This window comes from Mesorhizobium sp. WSM3868 (assembly GCF_002294785.1).
Taxonomy (GTDB): domain Bacteria; phylum Pseudomonadota; class Alphaproteobacteria; order Rhizobiales; family Rhizobiaceae; genus Mesorhizobium.
Map to the genome: position 1 here is coordinate 94059 of NZ_NSGB01000001.1, position 17936 is coordinate 111994.

General features: G+C 64.8%; 14 protein-coding genes. 10 read left to right on the plus strand and 4 right to left on the minus strand.

Features of this window, described 5'->3' with window-relative positions; translation table 11 throughout:
* The first annotated feature begins 32 nt into the window (after positions 1-32).
* The 10 genes from CK221_RS00460 to CK221_RS00505 all read left to right on the plus strand — a co-directional run bounded on the left by CK221_RS00460 (position 33) and on the right by CK221_RS00505 (position 10655).
* Entirely contained in the window at positions 33-722 is a 690-nt protein-coding gene (locus tag CK221_RS00460; RefSeq protein ID WP_095776252.1) for a hypothetical protein, read from the plus strand.
* Complete coding sequence (locus tag CK221_RS00465) at positions 719-1048, plus strand: hypothetical protein (protein ID WP_095776253.1); 330 nt, start codon at positions 719-721, stop codon at positions 1046-1048. The genes CK221_RS00460 and CK221_RS00465 overlap by 4 nt, the downstream gene beginning before the upstream one ends.
* 84 nt (positions 1049-1132) lie before the next feature.
* Positions 1133-2029 (plus strand): glutamine amidotransferase family protein, encoded by an 897-nt coding sequence (locus CK221_RS00470; RefSeq protein WP_095776254.1) that lies wholly within the window; start codon positions 1133-1135, stop codon positions 2027-2029.
* Between the two features lie 4 nt (positions 2030-2033).
* Entirely contained in the window at positions 2034-2765 is a 732-nt protein-coding gene (locus CK221_RS00475) for a GXGXG domain-containing protein (RefSeq protein ID WP_095776255.1), read from the plus strand.
* Positions 2766-2771: 6 nt separating this feature from the next.
* Positions 2772-4100, plus strand: a complete 1329-nt coding sequence (locus CK221_RS00480; RefSeq protein WP_095776256.1) for an FMN-binding glutamate synthase family protein — start codon at positions 2772-2774, stop codon at positions 4098-4100.
* Positions 4101-4137: 37 nt separating this feature from the next.
* Positions 4138-5445 carry a type III glutamate--ammonia ligase gene (glnT, locus tag CK221_RS00485; protein ID WP_066988949.1) on the plus strand — a complete coding sequence of 436 codons (1308 nt, stop codon included), beginning with the start codon at positions 4138-4140 and terminating at the stop codon, positions 5443-5445.
* Between the two features lie 70 nt (positions 5446-5515).
* The gene (locus CK221_RS00490; protein ID WP_095776658.1) at positions 5516-6769 is read left to right on the plus strand and encodes a sarcosine oxidase subunit beta family protein; all 1254 of its coding nucleotides are present in this window, start codon (positions 5516-5518) and stop codon (positions 6767-6769) included.
* A gap of 10 nt (positions 6770-6779) precedes the next feature.
* Positions 6780-7055, plus strand: a complete 276-nt coding sequence (locus CK221_RS00495; RefSeq protein ID WP_095776257.1) for a sarcosine oxidase subunit delta — start codon at positions 6780-6782, stop codon at positions 7053-7055.
* A complete protein-coding gene (locus CK221_RS00500; RefSeq protein WP_095776258.1) occupies positions 7055-10036 on the plus strand; it encodes a sarcosine oxidase subunit alpha in 2982 nt (993 codons plus the stop codon). Before CK221_RS00495 ends, CK221_RS00500 begins: the two co-directional genes overlap by 1 nt.
* Positions 10029-10655, plus strand: coding sequence for a sarcosine oxidase subunit gamma family protein (locus tag CK221_RS00505; RefSeq protein WP_095776659.1), 627 nt, complete (start codon positions 10029-10031; stop codon positions 10653-10655). The genes CK221_RS00500 and CK221_RS00505 overlap by 8 nt, the downstream gene beginning before the upstream one ends.
* Positions 10656-10757: 102 nt before the next feature.
* Here the strand turns inward: CK221_RS00505 and CK221_RS00510 are convergent, their stop codons facing one another.
* The 4 genes from CK221_RS00510 to CK221_RS00525 form a co-directional block, all read right to left on the minus strand.
* Positions 10758-13907 (minus strand): efflux RND transporter permease subunit, encoded by a 3150-nt coding sequence (locus CK221_RS00510; protein ID WP_095776259.1) that lies wholly within the window; start codon positions 13905-13907, stop codon positions 10758-10760.
* A 242-nt stretch (positions 13908-14149) separates the two neighbouring features.
* Positions 14150-15316, minus strand: coding sequence for an efflux RND transporter periplasmic adaptor subunit (locus CK221_RS00515; RefSeq protein ID WP_095776260.1), 1167 nt, complete (start codon positions 15314-15316; stop codon positions 14150-14152).
* A 54-nt stretch (positions 15317-15370) separates the two neighbouring features.
* Entirely contained in the window at positions 15371-15976 is a 606-nt protein-coding gene (locus CK221_RS00520; protein ID WP_066988962.1) for a TetR family transcriptional regulator, read from the minus strand.
* Positions 15977-16242: 266 nt separating this feature from the next.
* Positions 16243-17883: an acyl-CoA synthetase gene (locus tag CK221_RS00525; RefSeq protein ID WP_095776261.1), complete on the minus strand. Its 1641-nt coding sequence runs from the start codon at positions 17881-17883 to the stop codon at positions 16243-16245.
* Positions 17884-17936 lie beyond the last annotated feature (53 nt).

Below are 17936 nucleotides of genomic sequence, written 5' to 3' on the forward strand. Positions count from 1 at the left end.
CGCCGCCTGGCGGCGGGTCTTGGCGTGTCGAGATGTCTGAGTTGACGTCAGTCTTGTTTGCCGGGGCGATCGTATTTGCGGTCGTCCTTCACCTTGCCTGGCTTGCGCGCTCCAGCCGCAACAGGGCCAGGGCGGCGCTCGCCGACGACGAGGCCGCCATCCGCGCCGTTATTCGCGACGCGATCGACGTCTCCGACGGCACGGCCGGCGTCGCTACCTGGGCGGGTTCGCACAAGGGCGAGCGAGCGCAGGTGCGTACCATCGTTGACACGCTCGCGACCAGAAAGCTTCCCGCGCGCTGGCTCAGCGTGTCGATCACCGAGCCGGTGGCGGTGCCGGGCGTTTTCGACATGATGATGCGGCCGGGATCGCCGACGACCTTCTCCAATTTCGACCATCTCGAACACACCCTTCCGAAAACGGCGGCGTTCCCCGACGAGGCGGTGCTGCGGACAAACCGCAAAGGCGTCGTCTTCCCGCAGGAGGTGATCGCCGCGCATGCCGGGATCTTTGCCGAAGGCCACGCCAAGGAATTGCTGATCACGCCGAAGGGCGTGCGCATCGTGTGGCTGCTGGCCCAGGCCGATCGGGCGCGCTACGGTGTGTTCCGGCAAGCCGCTTTCGGCGACGCGAGGCTCGATCCGGCATTGATCGAAAAACTGCTCGGAGCCGCATCCTCGGTTCGCGACGCGATCAACCAGTGCGAGAGGCAGGCCGCATGAGCAACGCCACCGAACCCGCCGCCCGGCCTTCGAACCCTTATGTTGTGCTGGCCTCCGCGATCGCCCTGCCGGGCAGCGGACATGTCATGCTCGGCTTGCCGGCGCGCGGCCTGCAGTTCCTGTTCTTCATGGTGATCCTCGGGTGGGTCACGACCAAGGTGGCACCGGCGGATGCCAGCTTCATCGGTCGCCATGCCGGCGGGTTCCTGATCTATGCGCTGTCGATCCTCGATGCCTACAGGATAGCGCGCATTCGCCACGCGATATGGACCCACGGCCATCCGGACGGCGATAACGCTACAAGCGGCTCGAAGGCGGATATATAATCAGAGGAAAATTTCTTTCATACCATTGAATTCGCGGATTTGATTCGGTACACCATCTGGAAGCCACAAACGTCGGAGGCTGACATGTGCGGAATCGTCGGACTTTTCCTCAAGGACAAGACGCTGGAGCCGAAGCTCGGCGCGATGCTGTCGGAGATGCTGATCTCGCTCAGCGACCGCGGTCCGGACAGCGCCGGCATCGCCATCTATGGCGCGGCGACCGGCAACGAGGCCAAGATCACCGTGCAGTCGCCGAAACCCGAGCGCGATTTCCGCGGCCTCGACGTCGAGCTCGCCAAGGCGGTCGGCGCGCCGGTTAGCGTCGCGGTGAAGTCGACGCATGCGGTTATCCGCACCACGCCCGACAAGGTCGACGCCGCGCGTGAGGCGCTGCAGTCGCTTCGGCCCGATATACGCATCATGGGCGCTGGCGAAGCGGTCGAGATCTACAAGGAAGTCGGCCTGCCGGCGGCCGTCGTCGATCGCTTCGACGTGCGCTCGATGACCGGCACGCATGGTATCGGCCATACCCGCATGGCGACGGAATCGGCGGTCACTACGATGGGCGCGCATCCCTTCTCGACCGGCGCCGACCAGTGCCTGGTGCACAACGGTTCGCTCTCCAACCACAACAATGTCCGCCGCGAGCTGGTGCGCGAAGGCATGACCTTCGAGACGGAGAATGATACGGAAGTGGCGGCCGCCTATCTCTCCAACAGGATGGCGCATGGCAAGAATCTCGGCGAGGCGCTCGAAGGCACGCTCTCCGACCTTGACGGCTTTTTCACCTTCGTCGTCGGGACCAAGAACGGCTTCGGCGTTGTGCGCGATCCGATCGCCTGCAAGCCGGCCGTGATGGCCGAGACCGACCAGTATGTCGCGTTTGGCTCGGAATATCGCGCGCTCACCAAATTGCCCGGCATAGACAATGCGAGGGTCTGGGAGCCGGAGCCCGCAACGGTCTATTTCTGGGAGCATTGAGTTCATGCCTGCAACACCCATGCCGAAGGCACATCGCGAGCAAGGCCATGCGAGGGTCTTCGACCTCGCAGAACAGTCGCTGCGCGAGCTGAACCAGGCGCTTCATCAGGTGACCCCCGGGTCGAACGAAACTGCCTGGGACGTGCTCAACCCGAAAGGCAGCCATTCGGTCGCCGTCGGCGTCGACCAGCCGATCAGCATCGATGTGCGCGGCAGCGTCGGCTATTACTGCGCCGGCATGAACGATGGTGCCGCGATCACCGTCCATGGCTCGGCCGGCCCCGGTGTCGGCGAAAACATGATGTCCGGCTCGATCGTGGTCAAAGGCGATGCCAGCCAGTATGCCGGCGCCACCGGCCGCGGCGGCCTCTTGGTCATCGAGGGCAATGCTTCCTCGCGCTGCGGCATCTCGATGAAGGGCATCGATATCGTCGTGCACGGCAATATCGGCCACATGTCGGCCTTCATGGCTCAGTCCGGCAATCTGGTGGTGCTGGGCGATGCCGGCGATGCGCTGGGCGATTCCATCTATGAGGCGCGGCTCTTCGTGCGCGGCAAGGTCGAGAGCCTGGGTGCGGACTGCATCGCCAAGGAGATGCGGCCCGAGCACATCGAACTGCTGCAGGGCCTGCTCGACAAGGCGGGCGTCACCGACGTCAAGGCTTCGGAATTCAAGCGCTACGGCTCGGCCCGGAAGCTCTACAATTTCAATATCGACAACGCCGACGCGTATTGAGGCAAGATGACCTACCGCAACCCGCCAACGACGCCACGCAAGTCCGCGACCTTCGACGACTACACGCTTTCCGAGATTCGCCGCGCAGCAGCGACCGGCATCTACGATATCCGCGGCGCCGGCGCTAAGCGCAAGCTGCCGCATTTCGACGATCTCCTGTTCCTCGGCGCCTCGATCTCGCGCTATCCGCTCGAAGGCTATCGCGAGCGCTGCGACACTTCGGTGGTGCTGGGCTCGCGCCATGCCAAAAAGCCGATCGAGCTGAAGATCCCGATCACCATTGCCGGCATGAGCTTCGGCTCGCTCTCCGGTCCGGCCAAGGAAGCGCTCGGCCGAGGCGCGACGCTTTCCGGCACCTCGACCACTACCGGCGACGGCGGCATGACCGAGGAAGAGCGCGGCCATTCGAAGACGCTGGTCTACCAATACCTGCCTTCGCGCTACGGCATGAACCCGCGCGACCTACGCCGTGCCGATGCGATCGAAGTTGTCGTCGGACAGGGCGCCAAGCCCGGCGGCGGCGGCATGCTGCTGGGACAGAAGATCTCCGACCGCGTCGCCGAGATGCGCACGCTGCCCAAGGGCATCGACCAGCGCTCGGCCTCGCGCCATCCCGACTGGACCGGCCCCGACGATCTCGAGATCAAGATCCTGGAGCTTCGCGAGATCACCGACTGGGAGAAGCCGATCTACGTCAAGGTCGGGGGCGCCCGTCCTTATTACGACACCGCGCTTGCGGTGAAGGCCGGCGCCGACGTCGTCGTGGTCGACGGCATGCAGGGGGGCACCGCCGCGACCCAGGAAGTATTCATTGAGAATGTCGGTCAGCCGACGCTCGCCTGCATCAGGCCGGCGGTGCAGGCGCTGCAGGACCTCGGCATGCACCGCAAGGTGCAGTTGATCGTCTCCGGCGGCATCCGCAACGGCGCCGATGTCGCCAAGGCGCTGGCGCTCGGCGTCGACGCGGTGTCGATCGGCACCGCCGCACTCGTGGCGCTCGGCGACAACGACCCGCGCTGGGAGGGGGATTACAACGCGCTCGGCACCACGGCCGGCGCCTATGACGACTGGCACGAAGGCAAGGACCCGGCCGGCATCACCACGCAGGATCCCGAGTTGATGAAGCGCGTCGATCCGATCGCCGCGGGTCGGCGGCTCGCCAACTACTTGAAGGTGATGACGCTCGAGGCTCAAACCATTGCCCGCGCCTGCGGCAAGAACAGCCTGCACAATCTCGAGCCCGAGGACCTGGTCGCGCTCAGCATCGAAGCAGCCGCCATGGCCGGCGTGCCGCTTGCCGGCACCAACTGGATACCGGGGAAGAACGGCTTCTAGGACACACCATCCAGGATCACATAAGCGAGGAACTATAATGGGGAACGATCTCGCCGCATTCGCCAAGGAGAACGGCGTCAAATACTTCATGATCTCCTACACCGACCTGTTCGGCGGGCAGCGTGCCAAGCTGGTGCCGGCGCAGGCGATCGCCGACATGCAGAAGGACGGCGCCGGATTTGCCGGCTTCGCCACGTGGCTCGATCTCACGCCGGCGCACCCCGACATGCTGGCGGTGCCGGATCCGGATTCGGTGATCCAGCTGCCGTGGAAGCCGGAGGTAGCCTGGGTGGCGGCCACGTGCGTGATGGACGACAAGCTCGTCGACCAGGCGCCGCGCAACACGCTGAAGCGCCTGATCGAAGAGGCCGCCCGCGACGGCATGCATGTCAAGACCGGCATCGAGGCCGAGTTCTTCCTGATCTCGCCGGACGGCAGCGCTATCTCCGACCAGTACGACACAGCGTCGAAACCCTGCTACGACCAGCAAGCGGTGATGCGCCGCTACGACGTGATCGCCGAGATCTGCGACCATATGCTGGCGCTGGGCTGGGGTCCGTACCAGAACGACCATGAGGACGCCAACGGTCAGTTCGAGATGAACTGGACCTTCGATCACGCGCTGGCGACCGCCGACAAGCATTCTTTCTTCAAGTTCATGGTCAAGTCAGTTGCGGAAAAGCATGGGCTGCGCGCGACTTTCATGCCCAAGCCCTTTCAGGGCCTGACCGGCAATGGCTGCCATGCGCACATCTCGGTGTGGGACGAGACCGGCAAGACCAATGTCTTCGCCGACAATTCGGAGGAACTCGGCCTGTCCGCCAAGGGCAGGAACTTCCTCGGCGGCATCATGAAGCATGCTTCGGCACTTGCCGCGATCACCAACCCGACGGTCAATTCCTACAAGCGCATCAATGCGCCGCGCACCATTTCGGGCGCGACCTGGGCGCCGAACACCGTGACCTGGACCGGTAACAACCGTACCCACATGGTGCGCGTGCCGGGACCGGGCCGCTTCGAATTGCGCCTGCCGGACGGCGCCGCCAATCCCTATTTGCTGCAGGCAGTGATCATCGCCGCCGGCCTCGACGGCATCCGCTCGAAGGCCGACCCCGGCAAGCGCTACGACATCGACATGTACCAGTTCGGTCATACCGTGACGGATGCGCCGAAACTGCCGCTCAACCTGCTCGATGCGCTGCGTGAGTTCGACAAGGACAAATCGCTGAAGGCGGCGCTGGGTGAGGAATTTTCGTCGGCATATCTAAAGCTGAAGCAACAGGAATGGAATTCCTATGCTTCGCACTTCACGCAGTGGGAGCGCGACCACACGCTGGACATCTAAAGCCCGTCGGCCGTGCAATCCGATGCGATAGAGAAGAGTCGGCGTGGGCGAGCGGCCTCGGAATGATTTCATGAAATACTCGATCTTCTCGCTCGCCCGTGCCGCCCTCTCCGGCCACAAGACCTGGAAGCCGACCTGGCGGGATGCGGCTCCGAAGGATCGCTACGACGTGGTGATCATCGGCGGCGGCGGCCACGGGCTGGCGACCGCCTGGTTCCTCGCCAGTGAGTTTGGCATCCGCAACGTCGCCGTGCTGGAGAAGGGCTGGATCGGCTCCGGCAATGCCGGCCGCAACACCACCATCATCCGCTCCAACTACGGCCTGCCCGGCAACACCGGCTTCTATGAACTGTCGATGAAGCTGTGGGAGCGGATGGAGCAGGATTTGAACTACAACGCGATGGTCAGCCAGCGCGGCGTCATCAACCTCTACCATTCCGACGCGCAGCGCGACGCCTTTGCCCGACGCGGCAACACCATGCGCATCAACGGCATTGATGCCGAGCTGCTCGACCAGGCGGCGCTCAGGAAGATGATGCCGTTCCTGAACTTCGACAATGCGCGCTTCCCGGTGCAGGGCGGGCTGTTGCAGCGGCGCGGCGGCACGGCGCGTCACGATGCCGTGGTGTGGGGCTATGCGCACGCGGCGAGCGAGCTCGGCGTCGACATCATCCAGAACTGCGAAGTCACCGGCTTCCTGCGCGACACCAACGGCAAGGTCTCCGGCGTCGAGACCTCGCGCGGCCGGATCGGCGCCGGCAAGGTCGGCATGGCGGTCGCGGGCAGTTCCTCACGCGTCGCGGCGATGGCCGGACTGCGCCTGCCGATCGAGAGCCATGTACTGCAGGCCTTCGTCTCCGAAGCGATCAAGCCGCTCCTGCCCAACGTCATGACCTTCGGCGCCGGGCATTTCTATGTCAGCCAGTCGGACAAGGGCGGGCTGGTCTTCGGCGGCGACATCGACGGCTACAACTCCTGTGCCCAGCGCGGCAATCTGCCTGTCGTGGAGGATGTCTGCGAAGGCGGCATGGCGCTGATCCCGATGATCGGCCGCGTGCGGCTCCTGCGCCAATGGGGCGGCATCATGGACATGTCGATGGACGGCTCGCCGATCATCGACAAGAGCCCGGTCGACGGCCTCTATCTCAATGCCGGCTGGTGCTATGGCGGCTTCAAGGCGACGCCTGGCTCCGGCTTCGTCTTTGCTCATCTCATCGCCCGCGATCAATCGCACAAGGAAGCCGCCCGCTTCCGCCTCGACCGGTTCCAGCGCGGCGCCATGATTGACGAGAAGGGCCAGGGCGCCCAACCGAACCTCCATTGAAGACCCGACCATGCGCATAGTGTGTCCCTTCTGCGGCGAACGCGAACTCGGCGAGTTCACCTATCTCGGCGACGCCGAGCCGCAGCGCCCGCCTGCCGATGCCGGTGAAGACGCCGTCTACGATTACGTCTACCTGCGCGACAACATCGCCGGTGTGATGAGCGAGCATTGGTATCACGGCGGCGGCTGCCGGGCTTGGCTGAAGGTCAAGCGCAACACGCTGACGCATGAGATTTCGGCTGTCGAGCCGGCGGCGGGCGCCGGCTCCGCCAAGGTTGGTGCTTGATGCGCGGCAACCAGGCAAACCGTCTGTCCGCCGGTGGCCTCATCGACCGCTCGGCGCCGCTCAGCTTCCGCTTCGACGGTAAGACACTCTCCGGCTTCCAGGGCGATACGCTTGCCTCGGCGCTCGTCGCCAACGGCGTCAAGCTGGTCGGCCGCTCGTTCAAATATCACCGCCCGCGCGGCATCCTGACGGCGGGTTCGGAAGAGCCCAACGCGCTGGTCGAGCTGCGCAGTGGCGCAAGGCGCGAGCCGAACACCAAGGCAACGACCGCCGAGCTCTATGAAGGACTCGAGGCCGCCAGCCAGAACCGCTGGCCGTCGCTCAATTTCGACGTCATGGCGGTCAACCAGCTCTTCGCGCCGATTTTCGTCGCCGGCTTCTACTACAAGACCTTCATGTGGCCGGCGAAGTTCTGGGAAGCGATCTACGAACCGGCGATCCGCCGCGCCGCCGGCCTCGGCCGCGCGGCGGGCATTCCCGATCCCGATCGCTATGACAAAGCGTGGGCGCATTGCGACGTGGCGGTCGCCGGCTCCGGTCCGGCCGGCCTGGCGGCGGCGCTTGCCGCCGCGCGCTGCGGCGCGCGCGTCATCCTGTGCGAGGAGGATTTTGTCCTCGGCGGGCGCTTGCTGGGCGATGGCGGTACGATCGACGGGCTGCCGGCGGCCGAATGGATTGCCCGTACCCTGGACGAACTCGCGGCGATGCCGGATGTTCGCATCATGACGCGCACGACGCTGTTCGGCGTCTATGACGGCGGTACCTATGGCGCGATCGAGCGCGTCAACGACCATCTGCCGGTACCGCCGGAACATCAGGTGCGCCAGCGGCTTTGGCGTATCGTCGCCAAGCACTGCATCGTCGCGGCGGGCGCGATCGAACGTCCCATCGTCTTTGCCGGCAACGATACGCCTGGCGTGATGATGGCGTCGGCCATGCGCAGCTACATCAACCGCTACGCCGCTGCACCGGCGCGACGTATTGCGCTGTTCACCAACAATGAGGATGGCTGGCGCACCGTGGAGGCGGCGATCGCAGCCGGACTGCAGGTCGCTGCGGTGATCGATGGGCGGCCAGACGTTTCGCCGGCCCATCGCTCGCTGGCCGGCAAGGGCGGCTTCCCGGTGCTCAACGGCTCCGTCAGCGGCGTCGACGGCGGCAAGAACGGTGTGCGCAAGATTTCCGTGTCGCTCACCGGCGGCGCGCGCGCCGAAGTCGAGGCCGACGGGCTTGCCGTCTCCGGCGGCTGGAACCCGGCGGTCGGCCTCACCTCCCATCATCGCGGCCGGCCGAAATGGCGCGACGATATCGCCGCCTTCGTGCCGGACGGCGCGCCGCCCGGCATGGTGGCGGCAGGCGCGGCGAACGGCGCCTTCGGCCTTGGCGCCTGCCTGCGGGAAGGTTTCGAGGCAGGTGTTGCAGCGGCGCGCGATGCGGGACGGAGCGGCAGTCCCGGATCGGCGGCGATCGCCGACGACGAGGCCTTTTCGCTGACGCCGCTCTGGCATGTCGCGGGCAAGGGCAAGGCCTTCGTAGACCAGCAGCATGACGTGACGGCTTCCGATGTCGAGCTGGCGCAGCGCGAGGGTTTCGAGTCGGTCGAGCATCTGAAGCGCTACACGACGCTCGGCATGGCGACCGACCAGGGCAAGACCTCGAATGTCGCCGGCCTCGCCATCATGGCGGCGGTATCGGGTAAATCCATTCCCGAAACCGGAACGACGATCTACCGGCCGCCTTATGTGCCGGTCGCCATCGGCGCCTTCGCCGGTCCCCATCGCGACGAGAATTTCCATGCGACGCGGCTGACGCCGTCGCATCACTGGGCGGCCGAACAGGGCGCGGTGTTCGTCGACACCGGCCTGTGGAAGCGCGCGCAATGGTATCCGTTGCCCGGCGAAAAAGACTGGCTGGAATCGGTGACCCGCGAGGTCAAGGCGGTGCGAAGCGGCGTCGGCTTCTGCGATGTCTCGACGCTGGGCAAGATCGACGTGCACGGCCCGGATGCCGGCGCCTTCCTGGACCGCGTCTATATCAACGCGTTCTCCAGCCTCGCAGTTGGCAAAGCGCGTTATGGACTGATGCTGCGCGAGGACGGTGTCGTCTATGACGACGGCACCACCTCGCGCCTGGCCGAGGACCATTATTTCCTCACAACCACCACCGCCAAGGCTGGGCTGGTGATGCAGCATCTCGAATTCTGCCGCCAGGTCCTGTTCCCCGAACTCGACGTGCAGCTGACCTCGGTCTCCGACCAGTGGGCGCAATTCTCCATCGCCGGTCCGAAGACCCGCGATCTGCTGAAGGAGATCGTCGATCCGGCCGAGGACCTGTCGAACGAAGGCTTTCCGTTCATGGGCGCGCGCGAAGTCAAGCTGCGCGGCGACCTCAAGGCGAGGCTGTTCCGGATCTCCTTCTCCGGCGAGATGGCGTTCGAGATTTCGGTGCCGGCGCGCTACGGCGAGGCTCTGGTGCGCAACCTGCTGATCGCGGGAAAGCCGTTCGGCGTGACGCCTTACGGCACCGAGGCGCTCGGCGTGATGCGCATCGAAAAGGGCCATGTCGCCGGACCGGAGCTCAACGGCACCACAACCGCTGCCGATCTCGGTCTCGGCAAGATGATGTCGACCAAGAAGGATTTCATCGGCCGCGTCATGGCCGGCCGCGAAGCACTCGTCGCGCCGAACCGGCAGGTGGTCGTCGGCATCAAGCCGACCGACAAGGCGCGCCGCCTACGCTCCGGCGCGCACATCGTTCCCAAGGGCGAGACCCCCGGACCAGACAACGACCAGGGCTATGTAACCTCGGTCTGCTTCTCGCCGGTGCTCGACCAGTGGATCGGGCTCGGCCTCGTCGAGCGTGGCCGTGCGCGCATCGGCGAGATCGTGCGCGCGCATGATCCGCTGCGTGGCGAGGAGTACGATGTCGAGCTCTGCAATTCCGTCTTCTACGATCCGGATGGAGGGCGCCAGCGTGGCTGATTTTTCCTGGTACATCCGCAGCCCGCTCGAGCGCGCCCTGGTCGCCGGCCGTTATGGCGCGCCGGGCGAAGCCGGCGTGTCGCTGACCGAGATCTGCAATTTCGACCTCGTTCAGGTGATGGCGCGGCGCGGCAAGGCGGCCGAGACGGTCAATGCCGCGAAGGCTCGCTTCGGCGTCGGCGCGCCGGAAACACCCGAGGCGGTCGACACGACCGACGCGACGCTGATCTGGTCAGGACCGGACCAGTTTCTGGTGCTGTCGAGAGGCGGCGGGCAAAGGATGGAGACCCTTGCCCGCGTGTTTGCCGGTTTGGCCTCGCTTTCCGATCAATCACATGCGCGCGCGTTGATCAGCGTTTCCGGCGACAAGGCGCGCACGATGCTGGCCAAGGTGTCGTCGATCGACCTGCACCCCGAAATGTTCCCGGTCGGCACGGCAGCCGCCACCTCGATCGACCATACCAGCGTGACGCTCTGGCGCGGGAAGAACCGACAAGACGGCCAGGCCGTGTTCAACCTCTTGGTATTCGCAACCTTCGCCGAAAGCCTGTGGCACACGATGCTCGACTCGGCCGCGGAGTATGGCGTGACGATCGCGCATTCCGAGGAATTGGCGTAGGCGCCTCGCCGAGCGCGCCGCGGCGGCGAGAGGCGTTCTTTCGATGCGCATCATCCGCCACCGGCTTTCGCCGATGGCGGATGATTCGAGGTTGCCACCTTCTTATTCCGCAGCCAGCGCCAGTTGCGGTCTTTCGATGCCTTCGACCTGTTCCGGCTCCTGCGCCTGCTCGTCGGTCTTGGCCTTCTTGGGCTCGCGGCCGAAGAACAGGGCATAGCCCGCCGGCAGCACCAGGATGGTGAGCACGGTGGCGACGAGGATGCCGCCCATCATTGCGTAGGCCAGTGGCCCCCAGAACACGGCGCGCGAGATCGGGATCAGCGCAAGCACCGCGGTCAGCGCCGTCAGCATGATCGGGCGGAAGCGGCGCACCGCAGCGCCGACGATCGCTTCCGATCGATCCATGCCGGCGACGATATCCTGGTCGATCTGGTCGACCAGGATGATCGAGTTTCGCATGATGATGCCGAGCAGCGCGATGACGCCGAGGATGGCGACAAAGCCGAACGGCGCGCCGCTGATCAGCAGGGCTGCCGCGGCGCCGATGATGCCCAGCGGGCCGGTGGCCAGCACCAGCATCGACTTGCCGAAATGCTGCAGCTGGACCATCAGCAAGATGACGATGACAGCCAGCATGATCGGTGCCTTGGCGGCGATCGAGGCCTGGCTTTCGGCCGAGTCCTCCGCGCCGCCCTGGATCTCGATCTTGTAGCCGGGGGCAAGGCCGGCGCGCAGGTCCTTCATGTCGTTGTACATCTTGGTGACGACGTCGTTCGACTGCACGCCATCCGGCAACGTGGCGCGCACGCTGATGGTCGGCAGACGGTCGCGCCGCCACTCTATGCCCTGCTCCATCACGGGCACCACTTTCGCCACCTGGGACAGGGGCACGGAACCGCCGAAGTCGGTCGGGATGTAGACGGAGTCGACCGAGGACAGCAGATGACGGGTCGCCTCCGGCTCGCGGGCGACGATCGAGACCGTCTCTTCGCCGTCGCGGAAATCGTCGAGCGGCGCACCGGACATGGTTGCCTGCAGCATCTGGCGAATGCGCTGCGATGTGACGCCTAGTGCCCGGGCTCGGTCCTGGTCGATCACCAGCTTCATCGCCGGCACCGGCTCCAGCCAGTCGTCATGGACGGCGCCGAGCAGCGGGTTTGCTTCGAACCTTGCCTTCACCTCGTCGGCGATGCGGCGCACCTCCTGGCGATCCGGCCCCATGATGCGCATTTGCACCGGCCAGCCGGTCGGCGGCCCGAGGAACAAACGATCGACCTTGGCGCGGATCGACGGGAAGTCCTTGGCGAGGATGCCTCGCATCTTGACGATCAGCCGCTCGCGCGCCGGCTCATCCTTGGCCATCACCAGAAGCTGGGCGAAGTTCGGATTGCGAAGCTGCTGGTCCAGCGGCAGGAAGAAGCGCGGGGCGCCCTCGCCGATATAGGTGGCGATGAAGCGCTTGTCCTGGTCGTCCATCATCTTCGCTTCGAGCGCCTTGGCTTGGTTCTCGACCTCCTTGATCGAGGTACCTTCCGGCAGCCAGAGATCGACCAGGATTTCCGGACGTGACGACTGCGGGAAGAAGTTCTGCGGGATGAACTGGAAGGCCCAGAGGCTGGTGCCGAAAGTGACCAGCGTCATCGCCAGCACGATGATGCGGTGGCGCACGGCCCAGGTGACCGTAGCACGCAGCCGCCGGTAGAAGCCGGTGTCGAAAACGTCGTGGTGGGTGCCGGCGTGCTTGCGCTGCTTCAGGATCATGTAGCCCAGCCACGGCGTGAAATAGACCGCGACGAACCACGACACGACCAGTGCGATGCCGACGACATAGAACAGCGTGCGCACATATTCGCCCGCGGTGGAGGCCGCGAAGCCGACCGGGATGAAGCCCGCGGTGGTGATCAGCGTGCCGGTCAGCATCGGGAAGGCGGTCGAGGAATAGGCGAAGCTCGCCGCCTCGATCTTGACCAGCCCCTCCTCCAGCTTGCGCTCCATCATCTCGACGACGATCATGGCGTCGTCGACCAGCAGACCGAGCGCGATGATCAGCGCGCCGAGCGAGATGCGCTGCAGGTCGATGCCGATCTCGTACATGATGGCGAAGGTGGCGGCTAAAACCAGCGGGATGGCGATCGCGATCACCAGGCCGGAGCGCCAGCCGATCGACAGGAACGAGACGACGAGAACGATCAGCAACGCTTCGCCGAGCGCCTCCATGAATTCGTTGACGGCATCCTTGACCACCTCCGGCTGGTCGGAGATCTGGTCGACCGCAACGCCATAGGGCAGACCTTCCTCGAAGCGCTTGTAGGTCGCCTCGACATCCTTACCGACGTCCCTGACATTGAAGCCCTTGGCCATGACGACGCCGACCTGGACGCTTTCGTGGCCGTTGAAGCGGTACTTGCGCTCATAAGGGTCCTCGAGGCCGGAAGAGACCGTGGCGATGTCGCCAAGACGCGTCACCTGATTGCCGGCGCGCAGCCTCAGCTCGCGGATATCGGCGGCCTTGGTGACGTCGCCCTCGACCGAGATGCGAACCGAGCGCAGGCCGGTATCGACCGAGCCCGCCGGATCGACGGCGTTCTGCCCTTTCACGGCATTCTGCAGGTCAAGCACCGTCAGGCCGCGCTCGGCGAGCGCCTTGGAGGACACATCGATATAGATCTTCTCGGGCTGGTCGCCGATGATGACGGCCTTTTCGACGCCCGGCGTCGCCAGCAGCATGTCGCGCGCCTGAACGGCGAATTTCTTCAGCTCGGGATAGGTGAAGCCGTCGCCGCTGATCGAATGCAGCGTGATGAAGGTGTCGCCGAACTCGTCGTTGAAATAGGGGCCGAGCAGGCCCTGCGGCAGTTCGTTGGCGATATCGCCGACCTTCTTGCGCACCTGGTAGAAGGCATCCTTCACCTCCTCGGCGTTGGTGTCGCCCTTTACCTGGAGCGTGATGATGGCGCTGCCGGCGCGGGTGTAGGAGCGGACAAAGTCGAGATGCGGCGTCTCCTGCAGCTTGCGCTCGATCTTGTTGACGACCTGGTCTTCCATGTCCTGGATCGAGGCGCCCGGCCAGACTGCCTGCACGACCATGACGCGGAAGGTGAAGTCCGGGTCTTCCTTCTGGCCCATGCGCATCAGGCCGAGCGCGCCGGCCAGGATGATGAGGCCGAACAGGAAGCGCGCGATGCTCGGATGCCCGATCGCCCAGCGCGAGAGATTGAAGGGACGCTTTTCAGTGCTGCTGTCCGTGGTCATGGCGCAGGTCCAGTCCAATTGGCGGCAAGGCAGCATGCCTTGCGGCTCATGAGTTCTCGGTGGGCTTCCGGGCGGCGAGCACCTCAAGCGGAGAGAGACTCGCAATCGCGCTCGACGCGGCCGTGGTGCGGGGGATACCAATGCAGCGTCTCGTCGATCGGGCGATTTCGCCGCCCGGAACCCATGCCCTGCCCGGCTCGCGGCTCGCGCAGCGAGGTCGGGAAAGGCGTTCTTTCGCCTGGTTAGCGCAGGCTGCTGGTGGCGGCGACGTCATCCTCCGCCGAGGCGGACTGCTGGGCGTCATCGCCGGAAGGCTTCACTTTCAGATTGTCGGTCATGAACTGTGTGCCGGCGGCCACCACCACGTCGCCCTGCTTCAGGCCTTCGGCAACGGCAACGCCGTCGGCGGTGAAGTTCGCCACCTTGATCGGGCGCGGATGCACCGTGTCGGACGCGCGGTCGACCGTCCAGACGATGTGCTTGCCGTCCTTCTCAGCCATGGCGGTCAGCGGGATAGACACCAGCTGCGCCTTGCTGCCAACGATCGCCGCGACATTGGCGGTCATGCCGAGCAGCACCCGCGGATCGTTGGGCAGCGACACCCGGACCGCGAAGGTGCGCGACTGCGGGTCGGCGCTGCCGGCCACCTCGCGGACCTTGCCGTCAAGGGTCAGCGCCTCGTCGGACCAGAAGCTCGCCTTGACCTCCTTGCCCGGGCGGAAGCCGGCGATGTCCATTTCCGGCACCGCGATCAGCACTTCCTTCTCACCGTCGACGGCAACCGTCATGACCGGCGTGCCGGCGCCGACCACCTGACCGATATCGGCAGAGATGGCGGTGACGATGCCGGCCTTGCTGGCCTTGAGATCGGTGTAATGGACCTGGTTCTGCGCCTGGGCCAGGGTCGAACGGGCGGCATCGCGCGTCGCCACGGCCTGATCATAGCTCAGAACGGCCTGATCGAGCTGCGACTTAGGCGCGAAGTTCTTGGCATAGAGCTGCTCGGCGCGCTTCCTGGCGAGATCGACGGTCTCGACCTGCCGCTCGGCGGCGTCGAGGCTCGCCTCGGCGCTCTTCACCGACAGCTCGTAGTCAGAGGGGTCGACGCGGGCAAGCACGTCGCCCTCGTTCACATGCTGGCCGATGTCGACGAGACGCTCGGTGACCTTGCCGGCGATGCGGAAGCCGAGATTCATCTCGGTGCGGGCGCGCACCGAACCGGAATAGTCGAGCTGGCGCGTGGTCTCGGCCTCGCCGATCTCGACGACCTTCACCGGCCGTATGACTTCCTGGGTTTCCGCTTTCTTCTCTTGGCTGCAGCCGGTAAGCCCGAGCGCCGCGACAACGACGCCGACGACTGGGAGGCCGGCGGCCGGCAGCCTGCGGAGGATGGAACTGGACAAAGACACCTTAGCACTCCCGAACTGGAGATAAACGTCGACCGGCACCCGGCGGGGCAGCGGCTATTTCAAGGCTCTGATTGCGTAGTCGATGAGGTCGTCCGGCATTGCCCGGTTGGTCTTGGCAAGGCACTGAGCGACCATCTGCGGATGGCACAGGATGACGGTGGAGGCGCCGAAACAGCGCGAGGCGATCACCGGATCCTGCTTCCTGAACTCGCCGGCCTCTATGCCGTCGCGGATGACGTCGGCGAGCAGGTCGTGAATGCGGTCGACATGCTTGTCGATGACGCCCCAGTCGCGCTCGAGCGCGACGATCACCATCTCATGCACCTTCTGGTCGTCGAGCATGACTTCCAGCGTCATCTTGTACTGGGCGTGAACGTAACGACGCAGCCGCTCCTCCGCGCTGATCGGCAGGCGCGAAATCTCGTAGGCCATTGCGTAGCTGGCGCCGAGCATGCGGCCGCAGACGGCCTGGTGGATTTCGACCTTGGAGGCGAAGAAGCGGTAGATGTTGGCCGGCGACATGCCGAGCTCGCGGGCAATGTCGGCAACGTTGGTCTTGCCGTAGCCGTAATGCCGGAACAGGCGCTCGGCACAGTCGAGAATGCGCGTCACATTCTCCTGTCTGGCGGGGTCGGCCACGATGTTGGCGGCTTCTGACATGGTGCTTTCGATTTACGAGTGACGAATTTCAATTTTCGTCACTCGTAAATCGAAAGCAGCGAAGAGTCAACGCGGAATCGATATACGCGTACAAAATGGTGACAGATGGTGACAGTTGCGGGGGGCCAATGAGCGACGTTGGCGGTTGGCCAATGACACCTATGCCGTCTTCATCCTAGGGCGAAGCAAGGAGCGAATCGACGCGCACAGACGTCGCGGCTGCTGGCGTAAACTGTCGACCTCAAGGCCATGTTGGAGGGAGCGAACTACGCCCCCTTCGCCATTTCCCTCAACCTGAACTTCTGGATCTTCCCCGTAGACGTCTTCGGAATGTCGGCGAACACCACCGCCTTCGGGACCTTGAAGCGGGCGAGCAACCCACGGCAATGCTCGATGATCTCGGCCTCGGTCGCAACCTTGCCGGGCTTCAGCTCGACATAGGCGACAGGCACCTCGCCCCATTTCTCGTCTGCGCGGGCAACCACTCCGCAAGAGGCGACGGACGGGTGCTTGTAGAGCGCGTCCTCGACCTCGATGGACGAGATGTTCTCGCCGCCCGAGATGATGATGTCCTTGGAGCGGTCCTTGAGCTGGATGTAGCCGTCCGGGTGCATGACACCGAGATCGCCGGAGTGGAACCAGCCGCCGGCAAAAGCCTCGTCGGACGCCTTGCGGTTCTTCAGATAGCCTTTCATAACGATATTGCCGCGGAACATGACCTCGCCGATGGTCTGGCCGTCGGCCGGCGTCTCGACCATCGTCTCGGGGTTCATCACGGTCAACCCTTCCAGCGCGGCGTAGCGCACGCCCTGGCGCGCCTTCTTCGCCGTCCTCGGGCCCTTCTCCAACTCGTCCCACTCATTGTGCCATTCGTTGACGACGGCCGGCCCATAGGTCTCGGTCAGGCCGTAGAGATGGGTGACGGCGAAGCCGGCATCGGCCATGCCGGAAAGCACCGCCTCGGGCGGCGGCGCGGCGGCCGTGTTGAAGGTGACGGTCTGGGCAAACTGGCGCTTGTCCTCGTCTTTCGCGTTGATCAGCACCGACATGACGATCGGCGCGCCGCAAAGATGGGTAACGCGATGGTCGGCGATGGCGTCATAGATCGGCTTTGCTCGTACCCAGCGGAGGCAGACATGGGTGCCGGCCTGCACGGCGAGCGTCCAGGGAAAGCACCAGCCGTTGCAGTGGAACATCGGCAGCGTCCAAAGATAAACGGCGTGCTTGGCCATGCCCGCATGGATGGTGTTGGTGTAGGCCATCAGGGCGGCGCCGCGATGGTGGTAGACGACGCCCTTTGGATTGCCGGTCGTGCCGGAGGTGTAGTTGAGCGAGATGGCGTCCCATTCGTCGTCGGGCATCGACCATGCAAAAGCCTCGTCGCCGCCGGCGACGAAATCCTCATAGTCGAGCGTGCCGATCCGCTCGCCCTTCGGATAGGGCGCATCGGCGGCGTAGTCGGGATCGTCATAGTCGATGACCAATGGCTTGGCCTTGGCCGATGCCAGCGCCTCCCTGACCACGCACGAGAACTCGCGGTCGACGATCAGCACCTTGGTGTCGGCATGGTCGAGCTGAAAGGCAATGACCGCGGCATCGAGGCGGGTGTTCAGCGAATGCAGCACCGCCTTCACCATCGGCACGCCGAAATGCGCCTCCAGCATCGGCGGCGTGTTCGACAGCATCACCGTTACCGTATCCCCCTTGCCGATGCCGTGCTTCGACAGCGCCGAGGCGAGCTTCAGCGACCGCCGCCAGAAATCGCGATAAGAGATGCGCTGGCTGCCGTGGATGATGGCGACATGGTCGGGATAGGTCTTGGCCGCCCGCTCAAGGTAGGTGAGCGGCGTCAGCGGCTGGTGGTTGGCGGCGTTCCGTTCGAGATCCTGTTCGTAGGGATTGGCCATCCCATCCTCCCCAAAAGTCTTTTCGAGCTTTCTAACCGCAGGCCCGCGATCAT

Coding starts and splice junctions, on each gene's coding strand:
- CK221_RS00460 (WP_095776252.1), top strand. CDS start 33: ATGTCTGAGTTGACGTCAGTCTTGTTTGCCGGGGCGATCGTATTTGCG.
- CK221_RS00465 (WP_095776253.1), top strand. CDS start 719: ATGAGCAACGCCACCGAACCCGCCGCCCGGCCTTCGAACCCTTATGTT.
- CK221_RS00470 (WP_095776254.1), top strand. CDS start 1,133: ATGTGCGGAATCGTCGGACTTTTCCTCAAGGACAAGACGCTGGAGCCG.
- CK221_RS00475 (WP_095776255.1), top strand. CDS start 2,034: ATGCCTGCAACACCCATGCCGAAGGCACATCGCGAGCAAGGCCATGCG.
- CK221_RS00480 (WP_095776256.1), top strand. CDS start 2,772: ATGACCTACCGCAACCCGCCAACGACGCCACGCAAGTCCGCGACCTTC.
- glnT (WP_066988949.1), top strand. CDS start 4,138: ATGGGGAACGATCTCGCCGCATTCGCCAAGGAGAACGGCGTCAAATAC.
- CK221_RS00490 (WP_095776658.1), top strand. CDS start 5,516: ATGAAATACTCGATCTTCTCGCTCGCCCGTGCCGCCCTCTCCGGCCAC.
- CK221_RS00495 (WP_095776257.1), top strand. CDS start 6,780: ATGCGCATAGTGTGTCCCTTCTGCGGCGAACGCGAACTCGGCGAGTTC.
- CK221_RS00500 (WP_095776258.1), top strand. CDS start 7,055: ATGCGCGGCAACCAGGCAAACCGTCTGTCCGCCGGTGGCCTCATCGAC.
- CK221_RS00510 (WP_095776259.1), bottom strand. CDS start 13,907: ATGACCACGGACAGCAGCACTGAAAAGCGTCCCTTCAATCTCTCGCGC.
- CK221_RS00520 (WP_066988962.1), bottom strand. CDS start 15,976: ATGTCAGAAGCCGCCAACATCGTGGCCGACCCCGCCAGACAGGAGAAT.
- CK221_RS00525 (WP_095776261.1), bottom strand. CDS start 17,883: ATGGCCAATCCCTACGAACAGGATCTCGAACGGAACGCCGCCAACCAC.